Below are 19,028 nucleotides of genomic sequence, written 5' to 3' on the forward strand. Positions count from 1 at the left end.
TCTTCGGGGCAGTAATGACGCAGGGGCGCGCCATCGGCGTGCCCCTGCGTATAGCTAGACAACAGGAGTCGGCCCTGCCTCGCCGTCAGAGCGACATGTCCACCACGACCCGACCGCGGACCCGACCGGCCATCAGTTCGCCCGCCGTGTCGATGGCCTCCTCCAGGGAGATCGTCCGGGTGATGGCGTCCAGTTGCTCCGGCGCCAGCAGCTCACCGAGCCGACGCCAGGCCTCGACGCGATCCGCGTAGGGCCGCATCACGCTGTCGATCCCCGCAAGGGTCACCCCCCTCAGGATGAAGGGTGCGACGCTGGACGGCAGGTCCATGCCCTGAGCCAGCCCGCAGGCCGCCACTGTGCCGCCGTAACGGGTCGATGCCAGCACGTTGGCCAGGGTATGGCTGCCCACCGAATCGATGGCACCGGCCCAGCGTTCCTTGGCCAGGGGACGTCCCGGCTCGGATAGCTCGCCCCGGTCGATCACCTCCTCGGCCCCGAGCTCCTTGAGATAGTCCGTCTCCTCCAGGCGCCCGGTGGAGGCCACGACCCGGTAGCCCAGCCGTGAAAGCAACGCGATCGCATAGCTGCCCACACCGCCGTTGGCCCCGGTGACCAGTACCTCGCCCTGATCCGGCGAGACGCCCTGCTTCTCCAGCGCGATCACCGACAGCATGGCGGTATACCCGGCGGTACCGATGGCCATGGCCTGCCTGGCGCTGAAGGCAGACGGCTGGGGGATCAGCCAGCGGCCGTCTAGCCGTGCCTTTTCGGCCAGGCCGCCCCAATGCTTCTCGCCCACGCCCCAGCCGTTCAGCAGCACGGCATCGCCGGGCTGGTAGGCCTCGGCCGTCGAGCTCTCGACCGTTCCCGCCAGGTCGATCCCTGGCACCATGGGAAACTGGCGCACCACCGGCCCCTTGCCGGTGATGGCCAGGGCATCCTTGTAGTTGAGGGTACTGCAGTCGACTCGAACCGTGACATCACCGTCCGGCAGGCGAGACTCGTCCAGCGTCTCTACGCCGGCCCGCTGCCCCTCGTCGTTCTTCTCGATCAGAATGGCCTTGAACATCTTCATCCTCCTTATAAAACGTGTAGTTATAAAACGGCTATTGTGAGAACCGACATTTACGGAATGGTCATTTACAGAATAGCCATCGCTGGACCCTTCGTTTATAGACTGATCGTCTATAAAAGACACGAAGGGAGCGCCGCCTAGCGCGGCAGCCCCTCCATGTACGTCGTGATGAAGGTCTCCAGGGGGCGTGCCCCGCGCTCGAGCCGGGCGCGCATCACGGCCCCCTCCCAACCGATCCAGAAGGCCTCGGCAAGCCTGTCGCAGTCGGCACTCTCGGCGAGTTCGCCGGCCACCTGCGCCTCACGAAGGCAGCGGGCCAGGCGTTGCTGCCAGTCCTCTAGTGTCGTGCGCAGCCACTCCCGAAAGCCTTCAGGCAGCCCGCTGGCTTCCTGTCCCAGATTGCCCACCAGGCAGCCACGAGTGAAATCGTGACGGGCCATGCCCTCGGTGGCATCGGCGACGAAGGCCGCGATGCGCGCCAGCGGCGAGCCCGTCTCATCCCGCAGGTGGCGATCCAGCTTGCCGGCGAAGTAGGTGCCGTAATGCTCCATCACGGCGCGCCCGAAGGCCTCCTTGCTGTCGAAGTAGTAATAGAAGGAGCCCTTGGGCACCCCGACGCGCTTGAGGATGCCATCAATACCGGAGACGACGAAGCCCTGTTCGGTCAGCACCTCGGTGCCGCTGCGGATCAGGGCCGCCCGGGTGTCAGGATCATCGCGAGGCACCCTGGGGGGCCGACCGCGGCGTGGCTTGGAGGTCGCATCTGTCATGCCCACCAATATAGACCGACTGTCTATAAAATCAAGCAGGCTGGGTGGGACGCCTTTCTCCCGATTCCGGGCAGGGACGCAAGAGGCCCGTCAGCGGACGCTGACATGCCTCTTTTCCTCGAGGGATTTCATACGTGGGAGCCAATCAGGTCCCCAGACCGCCGAACACCACCAGGCCGAGCACCACGGCCAGCAGCAGCAAGGTCTCCAGGGCCATCAGGATCACCGGCTTCCAACCCACCACTGCCAGTTTCTGGAACGAGGTCTTGATGCCCAGCGCCGCGATGGCGGTGACCAGGCACCAGCGGGAGAGGGTCGACATCCCCTCGTTCACCGCCTCGGGAATGAGCCCCAGGCTGTTGATCAGGACCAGAACCACGAAGCCCACCAGAAAGCTCGGCAGCATCGGCACCTTGGCTTCCGCCCCCTCCTCCTGGCGCGAGGCGCGAAACAGCCACATGAAGGCCATCACAGCCGGCACCAGCATGGCGACCCGCACCAGCTTGACCAGCGTCGAGATGTCGCCGGTCTGTTCTGAGATCATGTAGCCGGCCCCCACCACCTGGGCCACGTCGTGGATGGTGCCCCCCAGGAAGATCCCCGCCTGGACATTGGCCAGTTGCAGGGCCCCGGCGATCAACGGATAGATCACCATCGCCATGGTCGAGAGCGTGGTCACCCCGACCACTGTGAGGATGGTGTTGCGCTCGCTGGTCTCATGACGTGGCATCACCGCCGACAGGGCCAGGGCCGCCGACGCACCGCAGATGGCGACGGCGCCGCCAGTCAGGAGCCCTAGGTCGCGATCCAGGCCCAGCGCCCTGGCAAGCAACGCTCCCATGGCGATGACCAGCGCCACCGCCCCCAACACGGTGAGTAAGGGCCCGAACCCCAGATCGCCCGCCTGAGCGAGAGTCATCCGCGCACCCAGCAGCGCCACCCCGAGGCGCAGCACGGTACTCGCGGCAAACTCGATACCCTGGCGGCACGGTCCCTCCTCGCTCAGGAAGTGCAGCGACATGCCGAACAGCAGGGCGTAGAGCAGCGTCGGCCCCCCGTAGTGATCGGCAATGAAGGTGGTCACCAGAGTAATGGTGGCGCACACCAGCAGGCCACGGCCGATGGCGCGGAAGCTGTCGAACTGCAGGACGAGGCGAGATCGCCATTGTGCAGCCGAGGTGTTGAAGATCTGTGGTTTCATTTGTCTCCTCTGCTGACCCTGTCTCCCGAAGGCATCCATGATGAGCGGCGAGTCATCGAGCGCATCCTTGCTCACCGACATATCCGTGAAGGCCAGAACCGACTTGCTTGAAGCTCGCTCCCCGGGGTGCGTGCCCCGAGGAGCGGCAGAGGACGGTCATCACGCCTGGTAGTCGGGGAAACCGAAGGCATCCGGGTAGCCGAACAGCGCGAAACTGCCCCCGGTGTGCAGGAACACCACGTTCTTCCCTTCCTTGAAATAGCCCTTGCAGCTCAGGTCAACCAGGCACGCCACACTTTTCCCGGAGTATACAGGGTCGTGCAGGATGCCCACGTGACAGCTAGGGGGTCTTTCTTGATCAGCGCCTTTTCCAAGGACACCGTGGGAACGTATGTCAGCATGCTACTGCCAAGCACCGTCAGCGTGCGCCAGGAACGCCGCCAGGGTGTCCTGCTCACATGGAGGAAGCGGTAGCGGTTGGGGGCGGCTGCCCGCAACTTGCCGCCTCCACTTTGATCCAGGAGATGAAGCTCTGAACCTGCTTCGTCCTGACGGCGTCCTGGGTGGCGACGATGTCGTAACCGATACTCGTCTCCACGATATCCGCAAATGGGCATACCAGGAGCCCCGCCGTAACCAGATCACTGAGTATCGGCAAGCTGCCAAGGACGACCCCCTGCCCTGCAATTGCCGCCTGCACGGCCAGATTGTAGTCACTGAAACCGATCCCTCGTCGAGCATCGATATGCTCGGCTCCCAGTTTCTCGAGCCAGGGTTCCCATCCCACCCAGGCCCGAGTCGCAGTGGCCCAGGTCAAGCCTGACGTATCCCAGTGAATCAGGGTGGCGCGAGACAGGTCATCCAGTTGCCGCAATCCATCGTGGCTCGTGGTCAGTGATGGACTGCAAAAGGCACCAAGCTGCTCGTCGAACAGCCTGTATGCCAGTTCCCCCTCGCGCGGCAAGGCGCCGAAGCGAATCGCCACGTCCGCCGCTCCCTTCTCAAGATCCGCTAGGCGAAGGGATGAGTCGATCAGCACATCGATGCCTGGATGAATGGTGCGGAACCACTCCAGCCGCGGTACCAGCCAGGAGGTGGCGAAGGAGGGTTCGGCGGAGACGACCAGACGTCGAGGATCGCGGTATGTGCGCATCTGGCCCACGGCACGTTCGATCTGTTGGAAGCCGTCTGCCAGGGCTTCCAGACCGACACGACCGGCCGGGGTCACCTTCAGACCGCGTCCACTGCGTTCGACAAGCGCTATTTCCAGGCTCTCTTCCAGCTTGCGCACCAGCTGTTTCACCGCGGCCGGCGTGACATGGAGCTCCTCGGCGGCACGCACAAAGCTCAAATGGCGAGCGGTGGTCTCGAAGGCGCGGAGCGCGTTTAGTGAAGGCAATGACTGATTCATGAAACGTTAGTTTATCTATCGCCTATAGATAGATCAAATGAATTGAATCAACTGTTATAACAAGGAAAATATCGATAAATCACTCATCGAAAAGCTAGCAAGGCTACTTGAACCACGTCCCTGCGACAAAGGCTTTCCTGCAGGAATACTCAGACGATGTCGCCCAGAACAAGGCCATGTCTCATGCAAACCGAACACCGCACACTGCTCGCCTCCGCCATCGTTCTCGCAACAGGGGTGCTCTGGGGGTTCTACTGGCTACCGGTTCGCGCCCTGGGTGAGATGGGCCTGGCGGGTGCCTGGGGGACGGCCGCCATCACCGCAGCAACCGTGCTACTGCTCTCGCCCCTTGCCGTTCGACATCGCCGCCAACTCGCCCGGACGCAGCCTGTCGCCCTGATCTCGGTGGCCCTTGGCGGGGCAGCCTTCGCGCTCTATTCGATTGGCTTTGTCTATGGGCGGGTCGCGATCATCATCCTGCTATGGTTTCTCAGTCCGGTGTGGAGCACCCTCATCGGCCGCTACCTGATGGGGTGGCCCACTCCCCGCCTGCGCATTGTCGCCATTGTCCTGGGCCTGGCAGGGCTAGCCGTCATGCTGGGCGCCGATGGTGAGCTGCCGCTGCCCCGGGGAGCGGGTGAGTGGATGTCATTGATTGGAGGCATACTCTGGTCCTTCTCCACGACCGGCATCCGCACGAAATCCACCATTACCGCTCTGCCGGCCGCCTTCATCTTCGCCCTCGGGGCGGCATCAACGGCGCTTGTCCTCGCCCCGATGCTTGAGCCGTTGCCGACGCTCACTTCACATCAGATAGTCACCATGACGGGGCTGGCCCTGCTGACTGGCGGCCTGTGGTGGGGATTGACCCTTGTCGCATTGATGTGGGCGACGCTCCGTCTGGAGCCTGCCAGAGTCAGCATCCTGTTGATGACGGAGGTGCTGGTGGGGGCGGTCTCCGCGGCGCTCTTCGCCGATGAGACCCTGACAGGTGTGGAAATGACGGGCGGTGCCATCGTGCTTCTCGCGGGAGTGCTTGAGGTCCTACCCGTGCGCACCCCGAGAGCGGCATGACCTTCCTGACGCTGGCACCACACCTGAAGGGCAGCCCCGGAGTGGGACACTCCAGCCAGCAGGACAGATCGCCCGTCCACCCTGACCAGGCTGCTGAAACTCTGCCGCTAGCACATCTCTTCCCAGAGCCGTTGCTTGAAGTCCTCGGGAAGTTCAGCCACCTTGCCGAGGCGCGTCATGTGAGCATCGGCCATGTCCTTGGCGACCTCGTGGTAACAGCTTTGCAGGGAAGCAGAATTCGCGAGAGACCGGGGATCGGCAAGACAGCTCCATGCCTTGGCATTCAAGAGCGTGCAGGCATTCAGGAACTCGGCCTCGACCTCGATGGTCTCGAGTACCGACTCCACCCACGCACGCTGCAGCCTGACCAGCGGATGCTGGACGTCCATCCAGTGATGCATCCACCAGTCGAACACCGGCCGAGAGGCCTGAACGACACCCACCGGTAAGGCCATCACGGCAAGGGGAGACACAGCCGGGGTCACTGTCGTTTCTGCCGTTACTTCGGGGGTCGAGTGATCCAGGGGCGCTTGGTTAACGGTTGACATCTTTACCCCTCTCAAGAACGAAGAATTTGGTTCGCAATTGAGTGTAGCGATGGCCACCCCGACTCGTCAGACAGTTTTGGCACGAACATATGTTGTCTTGCATGAGCCCGACCGGGTACCGCCAGCACCGAGATGGAGATCACAGAAGCCGGTCGTCCACCAGGTGTGATCTCTCGGTAGGCTGTTCATTCAGAGCCTACCCGAAATATTGAACTTGCAAACCAATGAGATGTCTTGACGGTGCAATATCATGATGACCGGTTTCAGCCTCGTTTCAGGTTGCTGCGGTATAACTGTGCTTTTCCCATACGACCCAAATACCACCCAAGAGGTACCTGATGCGCAAGATACTACTGACCCTGACCCTGACCCTGGGGCTCGCCACCAGCACCGCCTTCGCCGCCGGCGAGCACGGTGGCTCACATTCATCGGCCAGCAACGCCAAGGTCGATCGCACCATCCGCTTCGACGCGGGGGACATGTGGTTCGACCCCGAGAGCCTGAACGTGGCTCCCGGTGAGACGATCCGCTTCGTGGTCGACAATATCGGCAACCTGGCACATGAGTTCGTGATCGGCGATGCCGAGGCGCAGGAGGCCCACCGGGAGATGATGCAGCAGATGGACAACGGCCACGGCGATGGCCACCAAGGGCACGGAGGCCACGACATGGCCGAGGGGCAGCATGGCGGCAAGATGCCCGCCATGACCCTGCCCCCCGGGGAGACCGCCGAACTCGTATGGACCGCCCCGGAGAATGTGGATACCCTCGAGTATGCCTGCAATATCCCCGGGCACTACGAGTCAGGCATGTCGGGAAAGATCGATTTCCAAGGGTGATCCGCCGTAAATGAAACTGTTGCTTCTAGAGGATGACGACCTGCTCGCGGAAAGCCTGGTCGAGTGCCTGAGAGACAACGGTTATCGCACAGACCTGGCCACGTCGTTGCACGTGGCCAGGTCTCTCATGACCACCGAGCACTATGAACTCGCGATCCTCGATCTCGGCCTGCCGGACGGCTCGGGGCTGGACTTGCTGAAGCAGTGGCGCAAGGCAGGCCATGACCTGCCGGTGTTGATCCTTACCGCGCGCGACACCTGGGAAGACAAGGTGATCGGCCTGAAGGGCGGCGCGGACGACTACCTGACGAAGCCCTTCCACGACGCGGAGCTCATTGCCAGGATCATGGCGCTGCTGCGCCGCAAGTCCGGACGCATGTCCCAGGAGCTGGCGCTCAATGGCGTCTCGTTGGACGAGGCGGATAGGCGCGTCCGCGTCGATGGCGGCTCCTGGCACTCCCTCACCGGCACGGAATTCCTGCTGCTACGCTACTTCATGCACCACCCGGGGCACGTACTCTCCAAGGATAACCTGCTCAATCAGCTCTACGCCCTGGATCAGGATGCCGCGGCGCCCAACCTCATCGAGGTGTACATCGCGCGGCTGAGGCGCCACCTGGGCAAGTCGATCATCCAGACCCGGCGCGGCCAGGGCTATGTCTTCGTTGCGCGTTGATCGGCGCAGCCTGCGCGTTCGACTGCTGGCCTGGCTGTCGGGAACCGCCCTCGTCGTGACCGGGATTACCTGGCTACTGCACGGCATGATGCTGAAGGAGCTCGCCAGGGATTTCCTCGGGGGGCGTCTCGAGCGCGAAGCGGCCCATGCCATCGAGCAGCTGCGCCGCAATGACCGCTCTTCCGCCACCGTGCTCGAGTCAGCCAGTCGCGGCTTTCAGATCTTCCATCATCTCTACGTGCTGCGTATCGGCGACGACACCTCGGCCTCCGACCCAAGCTGGCAAACGACACTGCAGCCCCTCGTCGAGGCGTCGGAGGTGGTTCTGACGGAGGTGCGGAAAGCGGATCAGCACTTGCTGGTCTACCGGCAGGCCTTCGTCCTTAACGGCGAGCGGGGCGTGCTGCTGATCGGTGAAGACTTCTCGCAGGTCGAGTCGGGGCTCCACCGACTGCACTGGTGGGTCGGCGGCATTGCCGCGGCACTGCTGGTGACTCTCGCGACGCTAAACCTGCTGGCGGTCAACCGGGGACTGGTTCCCCTATCTCGGCTGCGTGACCAACTGGGCGAGCTGCAAAGCGGTGAGCGCGATCGACTGTCAACGGACGTGCCCTCCGAACTGGACAGCCTGGTCGTCCAGCTTAACCACTTCATGGATGAAATCGACGCGCGCCTGCAGCGCTCTCGAGACTCGGCGGCCGATCTCTCCCATGCGCTAAAGACGCCACTGGCGGCGGTGACGCAGGTGTTGCGTGGCTCACGCCCCATCGATGAGACACGCCGTCAGCGGCTAGTCGAGCGTCTGGATGCGGTGCATGTCCAGCTGGATGCGGAGCTGCGTCGTTCGAGAATCGCCGGCCCCTACGCGGGACGCATGTCCGAGCTGCGTCACGACAGCGAGAGACTGGTCGAGATGTTCCGCTCCCTCTACCCCGATAAGCGCTTCCACCTGAGCCTTCACGCGCAGCGCGACCCGCGTGTCCCGATCGAATCCCAGGATCTCTCCGAGATGCTCGGTATTGTGCTGGATAACGCCGGCAAATGGGCCTCACACGAGGTTCACTGCCGGCTGTGCCTGGAGGAGTGCCTCACCATCCTGGTTGAGGACGATGGGCCGGGGGTCTCCGAGGCGGATCTTCCCCGGCTTGGCCAGCGTGGAAGACGCCTGGACGAGCGTCGTCCCGGTTACGGTTTGGGACTGTCGATCCTTCATCAGCTGTTGTCCCGCTATTCGGGACGGATCGACTTCGCTCCGGGCCTAAAGGGCGGATTGCGCGTGGAGATAACGGTGCCGGTTGGAGCAAGCTTGCCGTGAGTTTCCGTGTTCAGCTGTGATTCAGCTTCGTCCGTCAAAATGGCGTCGTCAGCCATTCACGGGAGTCACACATGCCACGTTCCGGAGTCATCCATCACCCGCTGTCACGCCGGCAGATTCTCAAGGGCGGAGCGGCTCTGGGCCTAGGCTCGGCGGCCGCCCTGAGCATGCGGCCCAGCTGGGCCGATCCCTGGGGGCAAACCAGCGTCTACGCCAAGGGGGCTGAAGAGGGGCCCGAGGTATCGCTGGCCATTCGCCGAGAAGCACTCCCGATCGACGGCCAGTCGGCTCGTCCGCTGACGATCAACGGCACCAGCCCCGGGCCGCTGATCCGGCTCAGGGAAGGCCAGGATGCCGTGCTCAAGGTCACCAACCTGCTCGACGAGCCGACCTCCATCCACTGGCATGGCCTGATCCTCCCACCTGGCATGGACGGCGTGCCGGGCGTTAGCTTTCCCGGCATAGAACCCGGAGAGACATTTACCTACCGTTTTCCGGTGCGACAGAACGGCACCTACTGGTACCACAGCCACTCGGGCCTGCAGGAACAGCTCGGCCATGCCGGCCCCCTGATCATCGATGCCGCCAAGCGCGAGCCCTTCCGCTTCGACCGCGAGCATGTGCTGCTGCTCACCGACTGGACTTTCGAGGATCCGATGTCGGTGTTCCGCAACCTGAAGACGGCCGAGGGATACTACAACTTCCAGGAACGCACTATCGCTGATTTCTTCGCCGACATGCGCCAGAACGGCTTCACGGCGACCGCCGAGATGCGCGGCATGTGGGCGAAGATGCGCATGAGTTCGCGTGACATCGCTGATGTAACCAGCAGCACCTACACCTACTTGCTCAATGGCCAGTCACCCGAAGAGAACTGGACGGCACTGTTCAAGAGCGGCGAGCGGATCCGACTAAGGGTGATCAATGGGTCGGCGATGTCCTATTTCGACGTGCGCATCCCCGGACTGAAGATGACCGTGGTGGCGGCAGACGGCCAGCCGGTTCAGCCGGTTCCCGTCGACGAGTTCCGCATCGCGGTGGCCGAGACATATGACGTCCTCGTCGCCCCTGAGGACAACACGGCCTACACGATCTTCGCCGAAACGATGGATCGCAGCGGCTATGCTCGCGCCACCCTGGCGCAGCGAGAAGGGATGGTCGCCGAGATCCCCGAGCGCCGCATCATCGCCGATCGTGGCATGGAGGCCATGGGCGCTCATGGCATGCAGGGGATGGATCACGGTGACATGCAGGACATGAACGGTGCCGGCAGTGATGACATGGCTCACGGTGACATGCAGGAAATGAACGGTGCCGGCAGTAATGGCACGGATCATTCCAGCATGGCGAGCATGAACCATGCCGGAATGCAGGGCATGGCGAGTGAACAGCAGAGCATGAATGACAACGGCATGCTGCCGGCCGGTGCGGCGCAGCCGGGCTCGCGCTTCGGCCAGGCCGGTATCGGCATCGATCCACAGGCGCGCCGGACTCTGGTCTATCGCGATCTCAAGGCCTTCACCCCATGGCCAGACCGCCGAGAGCCTGGCCGCGAGATGGAGCTCCACCTCACCGGCAACATGGAACGCTACATGTGGTCCTTCGACGGCAAGAAGTTCAGCGAGGTGACCGGCCCCATTCACTTCGAGAAGGATGAGCGCCTGCGGCTGATCCTGGTCAACGACACCATGATGGAGCATCCCATCCACCTTCATGGCATGTGGATGGAACTGGAGAACGGCCAAGGCGAGCTGATTCCCCGCAAGCACACCCTCAACGTCAAGCCCGGGGAAAGGGTTTCGGCGCTGATCACCGCCGACGCCGAAGGCAGTTGGGCCTTCCACTGCCATCTGCTCTACCACATGGATGCCGGCATGTTCCGCGTCGTCAAGGTTGCGTAAGGAGAAAGCATGAATATCCGAATCCCCATGACCACAGCCGGCATCCTGCTGGCCGTGGCCACGCTACCGGCGGCCCATGCAGAGGACGGTTACGATGCGCCGAGCGACTGGCCATCGCCCATGGCCGAGCATCTCCTGGCCATGGCGCTGTTCGATCGTCTCGAATATACCTTGCCCGACGAGGGTGAGAAGGCCCTGGCCTGGGACTTCAAGGCCTGGTACGGCGGCGACATCAACCGTGTTTACCTGAAATCGGAGGGTGACAACGTCCAGGGTGACGGCGAAGACGCCGAATTCGAATCACTGGAATTGCTCTACAGCCGGCTGATCGACGACTTCTGGGAGTTGCAGGGCGGTATCGGCTACCAGGGTGGGGTGTTCTCGGACGACCATGCTGAGCGCGCCTACGGGGTGATGGGCCTGCAAGGGGTGATGCCATACGGCATCGAGACGGATCTTGCCCTTCAGGTCAGCGACGAGGGGGACGTTTCGGCGAGCGTCGAGGGCGAGTACAGCCTGCACCTGACGCAACGCCTTTACCTTCAGCCGCGAACGGAAATTGCGGTTGCCGCCAGCGAGGTAGAGGAGTTCGGGGTAGGCAAGGGACTCAATTCCGTGAGGGTCGGTTTGCGACTGGGATATGAGGTGACTCGCCGTTTTGCACCCTACGTCGGTGCGTACTGGGAAAAGCAGTATGGGGATACCGCTGATATTTCGCGTGCCGACGGTGATGCCACCGAGGATACCGGCGTCGTCGCCGGCGTGAGGATGTGGTTCTGATTCTGATTCTGCCCTAGCGTCATAGTGGTTCGCGCCGAACCCGCATGACATTTCGCGGGGTCAGGGATTCACGGTCCTGACCCCTCGATGCATGCCGACGACAGGGAAAGGGGGAAATGGTTACCACCGAGAAGGATGACACAAGCCCCAACGCTCGCCTTTCCCGCGCCGCGTGGCGACGCATCATGCTGGGCATGGCAGTGCTTGCCATTTTCCTCACCACGTCGCTCGTGCTATGGCGCACCGGCGTGCTGGACGCCCTACTCATGGGCGACACCCTCGAGCAGGCGTTGATACGGCTTGGCCCACTCGGTCCGGCCATGATCATTGGGCTGATGACAATCGCCATCGTCGTAAGCCCGATCCCCAGCGCCCCCATCGCGCTCGCCGCAGGCGCGGCCTACGGCCATGGCTGGGGCACGCTCTACGTTGCCATCGGCTCCGAGGCCGGCGCACTGATCGCCTTCGCCATATCCCGCCTGCTGGGATATGACGCGCTGAGAGCCTGGCTGGGCGTGCGCGCGACGCCCGGCCTGCTCCAACGCTTCATTACCTCGCAAAACACCTTGATGGCCGCCGTGTTTGCTACCCGGCTGATGCCATTCCTGTCGTTCGATGTCGTCAGCTACGCGGCCGGCCTCTCGCCCCTCAAGCCCTGGCGCTTCGCCATCGCGACGCTGCTCGGCGTCTTGCCAGCGAGCTTCCTGCTGGCGCATTTCGGCGACGAACTCGTCTCGGACGATCTACGCCGCGCGGGCCTCACCGTGCTCGCGCTCGGCACTCTCACCCTGCTCCCTCTTGCCTGGAAAGCGGCTCCGCCGCGCTGCCGATCGACCCTCAAGCGCTGGCTGCACCTCGGGTAGTCGTCCATGTCTCGCCAGTCGCCCGCCAGGGCTGTCTACCGTTGGAGAGGGTGACGCCGGAGCCGGGCCTGGCACACCGACATCTCTTGTCGCCGTCCACCGGCCCCATCCATTCGGCCTTGGCTCGGCTTCCTCGCCCCGACGAGTAAGGCTGGCCCGCATGGCGGCAGTGGCATGACGCCGATCAAGGTTTGATGCTATCCGCCACTTTGCGCTCCCCCATCGCTTGACCCTTGGGCAACCCAAGGGATTTACGCTTTCTGCAAATTGGCGACCGGCAACCCGGTGCCGCTCTCGGGACCCCCTTGTCGGTTCACTCCCAACCAATCAGGCCGGGTGGACGACGACATGCAGGGACGTGATGGAGACGATTCGATGACACAACAGCCGCACGATTATTGCCACGAGCATGCAACGCAGAGTGCGCGGGGCGAGGACCGCCAGGCGGCCGGTCCTGGAACGGCGGGCCAGCCATCCGGCAGCCGATACACCTGCCCCATGCATCCCGAGGTGGTGGCCGACCAGCCGGGGGACTGCCCTAAGTGCGGCATGGCCCTGGAGCCCACCGCGCCGCCGGCACCGGCGACCCGGACCGAGTGGACCTGTCCCATGCACCCGGAAATCGTCCGCGACGAGCCCGGCGAGTGCCCCAAGTGCGGGATGGCCCTGGAGCCGCGGCAGGTCAGCGCCGAAGAGGAAAAGAACCCCGAGCTGATCGACATGACCCGGCGCTTCTGGATCGGCGTTGCCCTCACGGTGCCGGTGGTCATCCTGGCCATGGGCGGCATGGTGCCCGGCGTGGACATGGCAGCCCTGGTGCCCCATGGCATCCGCGTGTGGCTGGAGCTCGCCCTGGCCACCCCGGTGGTGCTGTGGAGCGGCTGGCCCTTCTTCGTGCGCGGCTACCGCTCGCTGAAAGGCTGGAACCTCAACATGTTCACCCTGATCGCCCTGGGGGTGGGCGTCGCCTATCTCTACAGCGTGATCGCCACGCTGTTCCCTCAGCTCTTCCCACCCTCCTTCCGTCATGAAAGCGGACAGGTGGGGGTCTACTTCGAGGCCGCCGCGGTCATCGTTACCCTTGTGCTGGTGGGACAGGTCATGGAGCTGCGCGCCCGCAGCCAGACCAATGCCGCCATCAAGGCACTGCTGGGCCTGGCGCCGAAGACCGCCCGTCGGGTCAACGATGACGGCAGCGAGGAGGACGTGCCGCTGGAGGATGTGCAGATCGGCGACCGCTTGCGGGTCCGCCCCGGCGAGAAGGTGCCGGTGGACGGCGCCGTCCTCGAGGGCAACTCCTCGGTGGACGAGTCGATGATCACCGGCGAACCCATCCCCGTCGAGAAGACCCGGGGAGAGAACGTCATCGGGGCCACCGTGAACGGCACCGGATCGCTGGTCATCGAGGCCCAGCGGGTGGGCAGCGACACCCTGCTATCGCAGATCGTGCAGATGGTCGCCGAGGCCAGCCGAAGTCGCGCGCCGATTCAGAACCTGGTGGACGTGGTGGCCGCCTACTTCGTGCCGGCGGTGGTGCTCTCGGCCGTCGCCACCTTCATCGTCTGGGGGCTGTTCGGGCCCGAGCCGGCGATGACCTATGCGCTGATCAACGCCGTGGCGGTGCTCATCATCGCCTGTCCCTGTGCACTGGGCCTGGCGACCCCCATGTCGATCATGGTCGCCAGTGGCAAGGGGGCCTCACTGGGCGTGCTGTTCAAGAACGCCGAGGCCATCCAGACGCTTCGCGAGGTCGATACCCTGGTCGTCGACAAGACCGGCACCCTGACCGAGGGACGTCCCAGGCTGCAGGACGTGGTGGCCGCCGAGGGCTTCTCGGAGGAGCAGGTATTGAGCCTGGCGGCGACGCTGGAGCGGGGCAGCGAGCATCCCCTGGCGGCGGCCATCGTCCAGGGGGCGGAGGCGCGCGACGTCTCCCTCGAGCGCTATACCGATTTCGAGTCCGTGACCGGCAAGGGGGTCAAGGGCCTCGTCGGCGAACAGGCGGTGGCGCTGGGCAACCAGGCACTGATGGACGCAGAGGGCGTCGAGGCGGACCGGCTCATCGAACGCGCCGAGACCCTGCGAGCCGAGGGCAAGACGGCCATGTTCGTGGCGGTGGATGGCAAGCCCGCGGGACTCGTGACCGTTGCCGACCCGATCAAGGAGACCACTGCTGAGGCTATCCGCGCCCTGCACGATGAGGGCATCCGCATCGTCATGCTCACCGGCGACAGTCAGACCACGGCTCAGGCCGTGGCGAAGGAGTTGGGTATCGACGAGATCATTGCCGGAGTGCTGCCGGAGCAGAAGGCCGAGAAGGTCAAGGCGCTCCAGGCCGAGGGGCGCTTCGTCGCCATGGCCGGTGACGGCATCAACGATGCCCCGGCGCTCGCCCAGGCCCAGGTCGGTATCGCCATGGGCACCGGCACCGACGTGGCCATGGAGAGTGCCGGCGTGACCCTGGTCAAGAGCGACCTGATGGGCATCCTGCGCGCTCGCAAGCTGAGTCGCGCCACCATGCGCAATATCAAGCAGAACCTGGTATTTGCCTTCGGCTACAACAGCCTGGGCATTCCCATCGCCGCCGGTGTGCTCTACCCCGCCTTCGGGGTGCTGCTGTCACCGATCATCGCCGCCGCGGCCATGTCGTTCAGTTCGGTGTCGGTAGTGGGCAACGCCCTGCGCTTGCGCAAGACGAGGATCTGACCGCGAACGGTTTATGCACGGGCAGGCAGGACACGGGCACACCTGATCAGGCCCACGTTCTCGAACTGGCACTCAAGTCTCAGGAGAATTTTCAGGATGTCGCAGAAAGAACGCCGTCTCGGCGTTTCCGAGAGCAACCTGGTGACTCGCACGTTGAAGCTTCAGTCCGGCGATGCCGATGCGTTACGACTCGCCATCGCAGATATCGACGTGCTATTCGGGCTACAACGCGCCAACTATGACACCGGCAAGGGCAAGCTCAAGATGGCCTAGACGCATCGCGGCTGTGCATCGACCATATCGAGATCCTCGCCCGACACGCCATCGAGATCAGCCACGGCAGGTGAAACCGCTTCAAGAAAGACCACTACCGGTTCGTTGATCAGAACATCAAGGACAATGCCAAGGTGGAGCCGTGGAGCTGCCATTGACGACTCTCATCATGGCTGCCGCCAAGGAGGTGGGCGTAGTGATGGGAGTAGTCGAATTCTGGGACAGGCCATGGTGGGCAACCACCCAGGTGACATCGCCGCGCTCATAGCGGCGAATGATCACCGCGGCCGGCCGGGAATGCTTGTAGGGCGCCAGTTCATCGCGAGGACGTGAAACACGCATCAGGATGAACGGCTAATCCGGGTGAGTACTCAGGAGCTCAGGATACCTCAGGTGCTGTGCTTGTTGCTTTCATTGCCCGGAAGCAGGAGGGTTAGCAGCAATGAATGCATCAGGATTGGTAACTATAATACCGTTTCTCGCAGTTCCACCTGAATTTCTTGCCATCCAATTAATAGTGCCATTATTGTCAATAGCTAATGTATTACAAACCTCATCCCATCCGGGAATAATGTTATCTGGCGATAACCCGGTTATTTCATTAGATACTGCAGATTCATATATGATGACATTGGCTAATGATTCAGCCTGCGACAAGCACGCCCGATCAGTCGTCTTCTGGGCATAGTTTTTATACATCGGCATCGCAATGGCGGAAAAAATGACGAAAATCGCCATCACGATCAGCAGTTCGAAAAACGTAAAGCCGCTCTGCGCCTTGTTCAGCCGTATCTTTCGATATAATTTTTTCATGTTCTGGGACCCTTGATTCCCGCTTTCTCCAGGTTGCGCGTTGCCTGGTGTACTGACTTGGTGCTAGGTCAATAGCCGTCTGCGCTGACAGTCGATACATCTAACTGAGCGCTCCCACGGATACCCCTACCTTGCCACCGATTCAGCACATCCCTCCTTCATGCCGCGCTTGCCGTCCCTGAGAGCCACGAACAACCGCCCTTGCATTCATACTAGCATCTTATCTGCAATTTCATACTGAGTATTAATAAAATCAGTCTAGCCACGTCTCGACGGAAAAAATTGATCCAGCGCAAGAATTGTGCAGCAAGGGGGAGATGACGAGGCAGTGATAGAGCCGGACCCATGGTCATGGTCATGGTCATGGTCATGGTCATGGCAACTATTTGAGGCGTCAGATAGTCCAGAGTGGGGGAACTTCACGATTCAAACGCGTAAAAAAAACAGACGCCTATGTGCGCCGTCGTACCGATGGTCGGAATGTCATGACCCATGATGAAGTCACCAGACATGAAGGTGGAAGCGCCTCGCGCCTGCACGCCCTGTCGACACTTACAGCGAGAAATCGCTCCTCGACGAGGCCCCCCCCTTCCTGGCCAGAAACGATGCCTATAACAGCTGGCCCATCGGCCGTTCCAGACAACCGCTATCGGATCCAGGTGGCTCTGGTTCAGGAGAATCAACATGAAAGATCGTATGCGCCATTTCCGGAAACCCGCGGTGCTGCTGGCATCGCTGTCGCTGGTGAGCCCAGGCTTTGCCCAAACGACCCTGCCATCAGATGCCGACAGAGCGGTAATAACACTCGCTCAAGTCACTGAGGCTGCTGACAAAATAGAGGAAGAGCTACTAGCCGAGCAGCAGACCATCGACCAAGCCGAGGCAGATGCCCTGGCTGAACAGCAGACCATCGACCAAGCCGAGGCAGATGCCCTGGCTGAACAGCAGGCCAGCGTGCAGGCTGAACTCGATGCCCTGGCCGAACAAGAGCCTAGTGACCAGGCCGAGGTAGATGCGCTGGCTGAACAGAAAACCATCGTCCAAGCCGAGGCCGACGGCCTGGCTGAGCAGCAGACCAGCATTCAGGCAGAACTCGACGCCCTGGCAGAACAGCAAGCCACCGCCCATCAAGAAGCCGATGCCACTGCTCAGGCCGAGGCTGACGCCCTCGCCCAGCAAGAAGCCGATGCCGCCGCTCAGCAAGAAGCCGATGCCGCCGCCCAGGCCGAGGCAGACGCCCTCGCCCAGCAAGAAGCCGATGCTGCCGCTCAGGCCGAGGCAGACGCCCTCGCCGAGCAAGAAGCCGATGCCACCGCTCAGGCCGAGGCAGACGCCCTCGCTCAGCAAGAAGCCGATGCCACCGCTCAGGCCGAGGCAGACGCCCTCGCCGAGGAAGAAGCCGACGCCACCGCCCAGGTCGAGGCAGAGGCCCTCGCCGAGCAGGAAGCCATCGCTCAGGCAGAAGCAGACGCCCTCGCCGAGCAGGAAGCCATCGCTCAGGCAGAAGCAGATGCTCTGGCTAAGCAGGAAACCATCGACCAAGCCGAGGCAGACGCACTCGCCGAGCAGGAAGCGAAAGAAAAGGCCGCAGCAAACACCGCCGCCGAGCAGGAAGCCATCGACAAGGCTGTGGCAGAGGCACTCGCCGAGAAAGAGGCCAGCGACAAGGCTGACGCGGAGGCCCTAGCCGCGGCCGAGACCTCCGCCCTGGCCGCCGTCGCCGCCCTCGATACCCAGGAAGCCAGCATGACATCCGAAACGGTCGTGACCTCGGATACCACGCGGACCAGCGACGAGGAAGCCAAGGCCGCGACGGCATCAGAGGCAGATGACGACAACAGCCAGATATGGAAATACCTGGGAGCCGCCGCGGCGGGTGCCGTCGTCGGCGCCCTGATTCCCCAACTCGGTGGACGGGTCGTCGAGAATCAAGGCGACCGAATGATCGTCGAGCGCGACGGCGAGTTGCTTGTGCGCAAGGATGAGAATCTCCTGCTGCGTCGTCCCGGGGTCACCGAGACGACCGAATCGTTTGCCGATGGCATCACCCGCTCCACTATCACTCGCGAGGATGGCAGCCGGATCGTGACCATTCGTGATTCCGGTGGCTTCGTCCTCAAGCGCACTCGCTATCTACCCGACGACACCGCTATCGTGCTGATCGACGAAACGCAAAAGGCCGATAGCTGGATGTCTTCCGTCGACGTTGAGGAATCCCTGCCCCCCTTGCGCTACGACCTGCCGGAAAATCGATACGTGGTCGATTATCGCCGCGCAGATGAAGATATCCTGCGCCAGGCACTGCTGGCACCACCGGTTCAGGAGTTCGATCGCGTCTTCACGCTTCGCCAGGTACGCGAGAGCTCTCGTGTCCGCGCCATGATGCCGCGTATCGATCTCAACGTTATCCAGTTCGCTACCGGCTCATCGGCCATTCAGGTCTCAGAGGCCCAAGCGCTGGGCCTGATTGGCAACACCATGGCCGACGTCATAGAGCAGCATCCGAATGAGATTTTCCTGGTCGAAGGCCATACCGATGCCGTTGGATCGGACGTGATGAACCTCGGGCTGTCCGACAGGCGAGCAGAAGCCGTCGCCCTGGCATTGACCGAATACTTCGCCATCCCCCCGGAAAACCTGATCGTACAGGGCTATGGCGAGCGCTATCTGAAACTGGATACGCAGGGACCCAGCCAGGAAAACCGACGCGCCAGCGTCCGGCGAATCACCCCGTTGATCGATGCAAGCCTGGTCAGGCTGTGAGAAGCCAGCTCTGACACCAA

The 19,028-nt window shown here is 62.7% G+C and carries 18 protein-coding genes; 10 read left to right on the forward strand and 8 right to left on the reverse strand.

What is annotated here, in order from left to right:
• Nucleotides 1-85: 85 nt before the first annotated feature.
• The 5 genes from acuI to ABE960_RS03575 all read right to left on the reverse strand — a co-directional run bounded on the left by acuI (nucleotide 86) and on the right by ABE960_RS03575 (nucleotide 4,457).
• Entirely contained in the window at nucleotides 86-1,069 is a 984-nt protein-coding gene (gene acuI / locus ABE960_RS03555) for an acrylyl-CoA reductase (NADPH) (RefSeq protein WP_349760874.1), read from the reverse strand.
• Between the two features lie 143 nt (nucleotides 1,070-1,212).
• Nucleotides 1,213-1,845 (reverse strand): acrylate utilization transcriptional regulator AcuR, encoded by a 633-nt coding sequence (gene acuR / locus ABE960_RS03560; RefSeq protein ID WP_349760875.1) that lies wholly within the window; start codon nucleotides 1,843-1,845, stop codon nucleotides 1,213-1,215.
• Between the two features lie 145 nt (nucleotides 1,846-1,990).
• Complete coding sequence (locus tag ABE960_RS03565) at nucleotides 1,991-3,046, reverse strand: YeiH family protein (protein WP_349760877.1); 1,056 nt, start codon at nucleotides 3,044-3,046, stop codon at nucleotides 1,991-1,993.
• A 159-nt stretch (nucleotides 3,047-3,205) separates the two neighbouring features.
• Nucleotides 3,206-3,340 (reverse strand): hypothetical protein, encoded by a 135-nt coding sequence (locus ABE960_RS03570; protein WP_349760878.1) that lies wholly within the window; start codon nucleotides 3,338-3,340, stop codon nucleotides 3,206-3,208.
• Nucleotides 3,341-3,500: 160 nt separating this feature from the next.
• Entirely contained in the window at nucleotides 3,501-4,457 is a 957-nt protein-coding gene (locus tag ABE960_RS03575; protein ID WP_349760880.1) for a LysR substrate-binding domain-containing protein, read from the reverse strand.
• 183 nt (nucleotides 4,458-4,640) lie between these two features.
• On the opposite strand from ABE960_RS03575, the gene ABE960_RS03580 reads away from it, so the two are divergent.
• Complete coding sequence (locus ABE960_RS03580) at nucleotides 4,641-5,531, forward strand: DMT family transporter (RefSeq protein WP_349760882.1); 891 nt, start codon at nucleotides 4,641-4,643, stop codon at nucleotides 5,529-5,531.
• A gap of 107 nt (nucleotides 5,532-5,638) precedes the next feature.
• On the opposite strand, the gene ABE960_RS03585 is transcribed toward ABE960_RS03580, so the two are convergent.
• Nucleotides 5,639-6,079, reverse strand: a complete 441-nt coding sequence (locus ABE960_RS03585; protein ID WP_349760883.1) for a hypothetical protein — start codon at nucleotides 6,077-6,079, stop codon at nucleotides 5,639-5,641.
• A gap of 338 nt (nucleotides 6,080-6,417) precedes the next feature.
• On the opposite strand from ABE960_RS03585, the gene ABE960_RS03590 reads away from it, so the two are divergent.
• The 8 genes from ABE960_RS03590 (at nucleotide 6,418) to ABE960_RS03625 (ending at nucleotide 15,432) form a co-directional block, all read left to right on the forward strand.
• Entirely contained in the window at nucleotides 6,418-6,918 is a 501-nt protein-coding gene (locus tag ABE960_RS03590; RefSeq protein ID WP_349760884.1) for a cupredoxin domain-containing protein, read from the forward strand.
• A gap of 10 nt (nucleotides 6,919-6,928) precedes the next feature.
• Nucleotides 6,929-7,594: a response regulator transcription factor gene (locus ABE960_RS03595; RefSeq protein WP_349760885.1), complete on the forward strand. Its 666-nt coding sequence runs from the start codon at nucleotides 6,929-6,931 to the stop codon at nucleotides 7,592-7,594.
• A complete protein-coding gene (locus tag ABE960_RS03600; protein WP_349760886.1) occupies nucleotides 7,575-8,909 on the forward strand; it encodes an ATP-binding protein in 1,335 nt (444 codons plus the stop codon). Before ABE960_RS03595 ends, ABE960_RS03600 begins: the two co-directional genes overlap by 20 nt.
• A gap of 71 nt (nucleotides 8,910-8,980) precedes the next feature.
• On the forward strand, nucleotides 8,981-10,810 hold the full coding sequence (locus ABE960_RS03605; protein ID WP_349760887.1) for a copper resistance system multicopper oxidase: 1,830 nt from the start codon (nucleotides 8,981-8,983) through the stop codon (nucleotides 10,808-10,810).
• 15 nt (nucleotides 10,811-10,825) lie between these two features.
• A complete protein-coding gene (locus ABE960_RS03610; RefSeq protein ID WP_432765345.1) occupies nucleotides 10,826-11,590 on the forward strand; it encodes a copper resistance protein B in 765 nt (254 codons plus the stop codon).
• A gap of 116 nt (nucleotides 11,591-11,706) precedes the next feature.
• Entirely contained in the window at nucleotides 11,707-12,453 is a 747-nt protein-coding gene (locus ABE960_RS03615) for a TVP38/TMEM64 family protein (protein WP_349760889.1), read from the forward strand.
• Between the two features lie 375 nt (nucleotides 12,454-12,828).
• Entirely contained in the window at nucleotides 12,829-15,159 is a 2,331-nt protein-coding gene (locus ABE960_RS03620) for a copper-transporting P-type ATPase (RefSeq protein WP_349760890.1), read from the forward strand.
• Between the two features lie 96 nt (nucleotides 15,160-15,255).
• A complete protein-coding gene (locus ABE960_RS03625) occupies nucleotides 15,256-15,432 on the forward strand; it encodes a hypothetical protein (RefSeq protein WP_349760891.1) in 177 nt (58 codons plus the stop codon).
• On the opposite strand, the gene ABE960_RS03630 is transcribed toward ABE960_RS03625, so the two are convergent.
• Together ABE960_RS03630 and ABE960_RS03635 are read right to left on the reverse strand one after the other, a co-directional pair.
• The gene (locus tag ABE960_RS03630; protein ID WP_349760892.1) at nucleotides 15,429-15,587 is read right to left on the reverse strand and encodes a hypothetical protein; all 159 of its coding nucleotides are present in this window, start codon (nucleotides 15,585-15,587) and stop codon (nucleotides 15,429-15,431) included. The two genes, ABE960_RS03625 and ABE960_RS03630, sit on opposite strands and share 4 nt — an antisense overlap.
• Nucleotides 15,588-15,843: 256 nt before the next feature.
• On the reverse strand, nucleotides 15,844-16,245 hold the full coding sequence (locus tag ABE960_RS03635) for a type II secretion system protein (protein WP_349760893.1): 402 nt from the start codon (nucleotides 16,243-16,245) through the stop codon (nucleotides 15,844-15,846).
• 684 nt (nucleotides 16,246-16,929) lie between these two features.
• On the opposite strand from ABE960_RS03635, the gene ABE960_RS03640 reads away from it, so the two are divergent.
• The gene (locus tag ABE960_RS03640) at nucleotides 16,930-19,008 is read left to right on the forward strand and encodes an OmpA family protein (RefSeq protein ID WP_349760894.1); all 2,079 of its coding nucleotides are present in this window, start codon (nucleotides 16,930-16,932) and stop codon (nucleotides 19,006-19,008) included.
• The last annotated feature ends 20 nt before the right edge of the window (nucleotides 19,009-19,028 follow it).

Origin of the sequence: Halomonas aquatica (genome assembly GCF_040196335.1) — a bacterium.
Classification (GTDB): Bacteria; Pseudomonadota; Gammaproteobacteria; order Pseudomonadales; family Halomonadaceae; genus Halomonas; species Halomonas aquatica.

What these genes read in the sequence shown, in the direction of transcription:
- acuI (WP_349760874.1), bottom strand. Translation starts at nt 1,069, where the DNA reads ATGTTCAAGGCCATTCTGATCGAGAAGAACGACGAGGGGCAGCGGGCC.
- acuR (WP_349760875.1), bottom strand. Translation starts at nt 1,845, where the DNA reads ATGACAGATGCGACCTCCAAGCCACGCCGCGGTCGGCCCCCCAGGGTG.
- ABE960_RS03565 (WP_349760877.1), bottom strand. Translation starts at nt 3,046, where the DNA reads ATGAAACCACAGATCTTCAACACCTCGGCTGCACAATGGCGATCTCGC.
- ABE960_RS03575 (WP_349760880.1), bottom strand. Translation starts at nt 4,457, where the DNA reads ATGAATCAGTCATTGCCTTCACTAAACGCGCTCCGCGCCTTCGAGACC.
- ABE960_RS03580 (WP_349760882.1), top strand. Translation starts at nt 4,641, where the DNA reads ATGCAAACCGAACACCGCACACTGCTCGCCTCCGCCATCGTTCTCGCA.
- ABE960_RS03585 (WP_349760883.1), bottom strand. Translation starts at nt 6,079, where the DNA reads ATGTCAACCGTTAACCAAGCGCCCCTGGATCACTCGACCCCCGAAGTA.
- ABE960_RS03590 (WP_349760884.1), top strand. Translation starts at nt 6,418, where the DNA reads ATGCGCAAGATACTACTGACCCTGACCCTGACCCTGGGGCTCGCCACC.
- ABE960_RS03595 (WP_349760885.1), top strand. Translation starts at nt 6,929, where the DNA reads ATGAAACTGTTGCTTCTAGAGGATGACGACCTGCTCGCGGAAAGCCTG.
- ABE960_RS03600 (WP_349760886.1), top strand. Translation starts at nt 7,575, where the DNA reads ATGTCTTCGTTGCGCGTTGATCGGCGCAGCCTGCGCGTTCGACTGCTG.
- ABE960_RS03605 (WP_349760887.1), top strand. Translation starts at nt 8,981, where the DNA reads ATGCCACGTTCCGGAGTCATCCATCACCCGCTGTCACGCCGGCAGATT.
- ABE960_RS03615 (WP_349760889.1), top strand. Translation starts at nt 11,707, where the DNA reads ATGGTTACCACCGAGAAGGATGACACAAGCCCCAACGCTCGCCTTTCC.
- ABE960_RS03620 (WP_349760890.1), top strand. Translation starts at nt 12,829, where the DNA reads ATGACACAACAGCCGCACGATTATTGCCACGAGCATGCAACGCAGAGT.
- ABE960_RS03625 (WP_349760891.1), top strand. Translation starts at nt 15,256, where the DNA reads ATGTCGCAGAAAGAACGCCGTCTCGGCGTTTCCGAGAGCAACCTGGTG.
- ABE960_RS03630 (WP_349760892.1), bottom strand. Translation starts at nt 15,587, where the DNA reads ATGGCAGCTCCACGGCTCCACCTTGGCATTGTCCTTGATGTTCTGATC.
- ABE960_RS03635 (WP_349760893.1), bottom strand. Translation starts at nt 16,245, where the DNA reads ATGAAAAAATTATATCGAAAGATACGGCTGAACAAGGCGCAGAGCGGC.
- ABE960_RS03640 (WP_349760894.1), top strand. Translation starts at nt 16,930, where the DNA reads ATGAAAGATCGTATGCGCCATTTCCGGAAACCCGCGGTGCTGCTGGCA.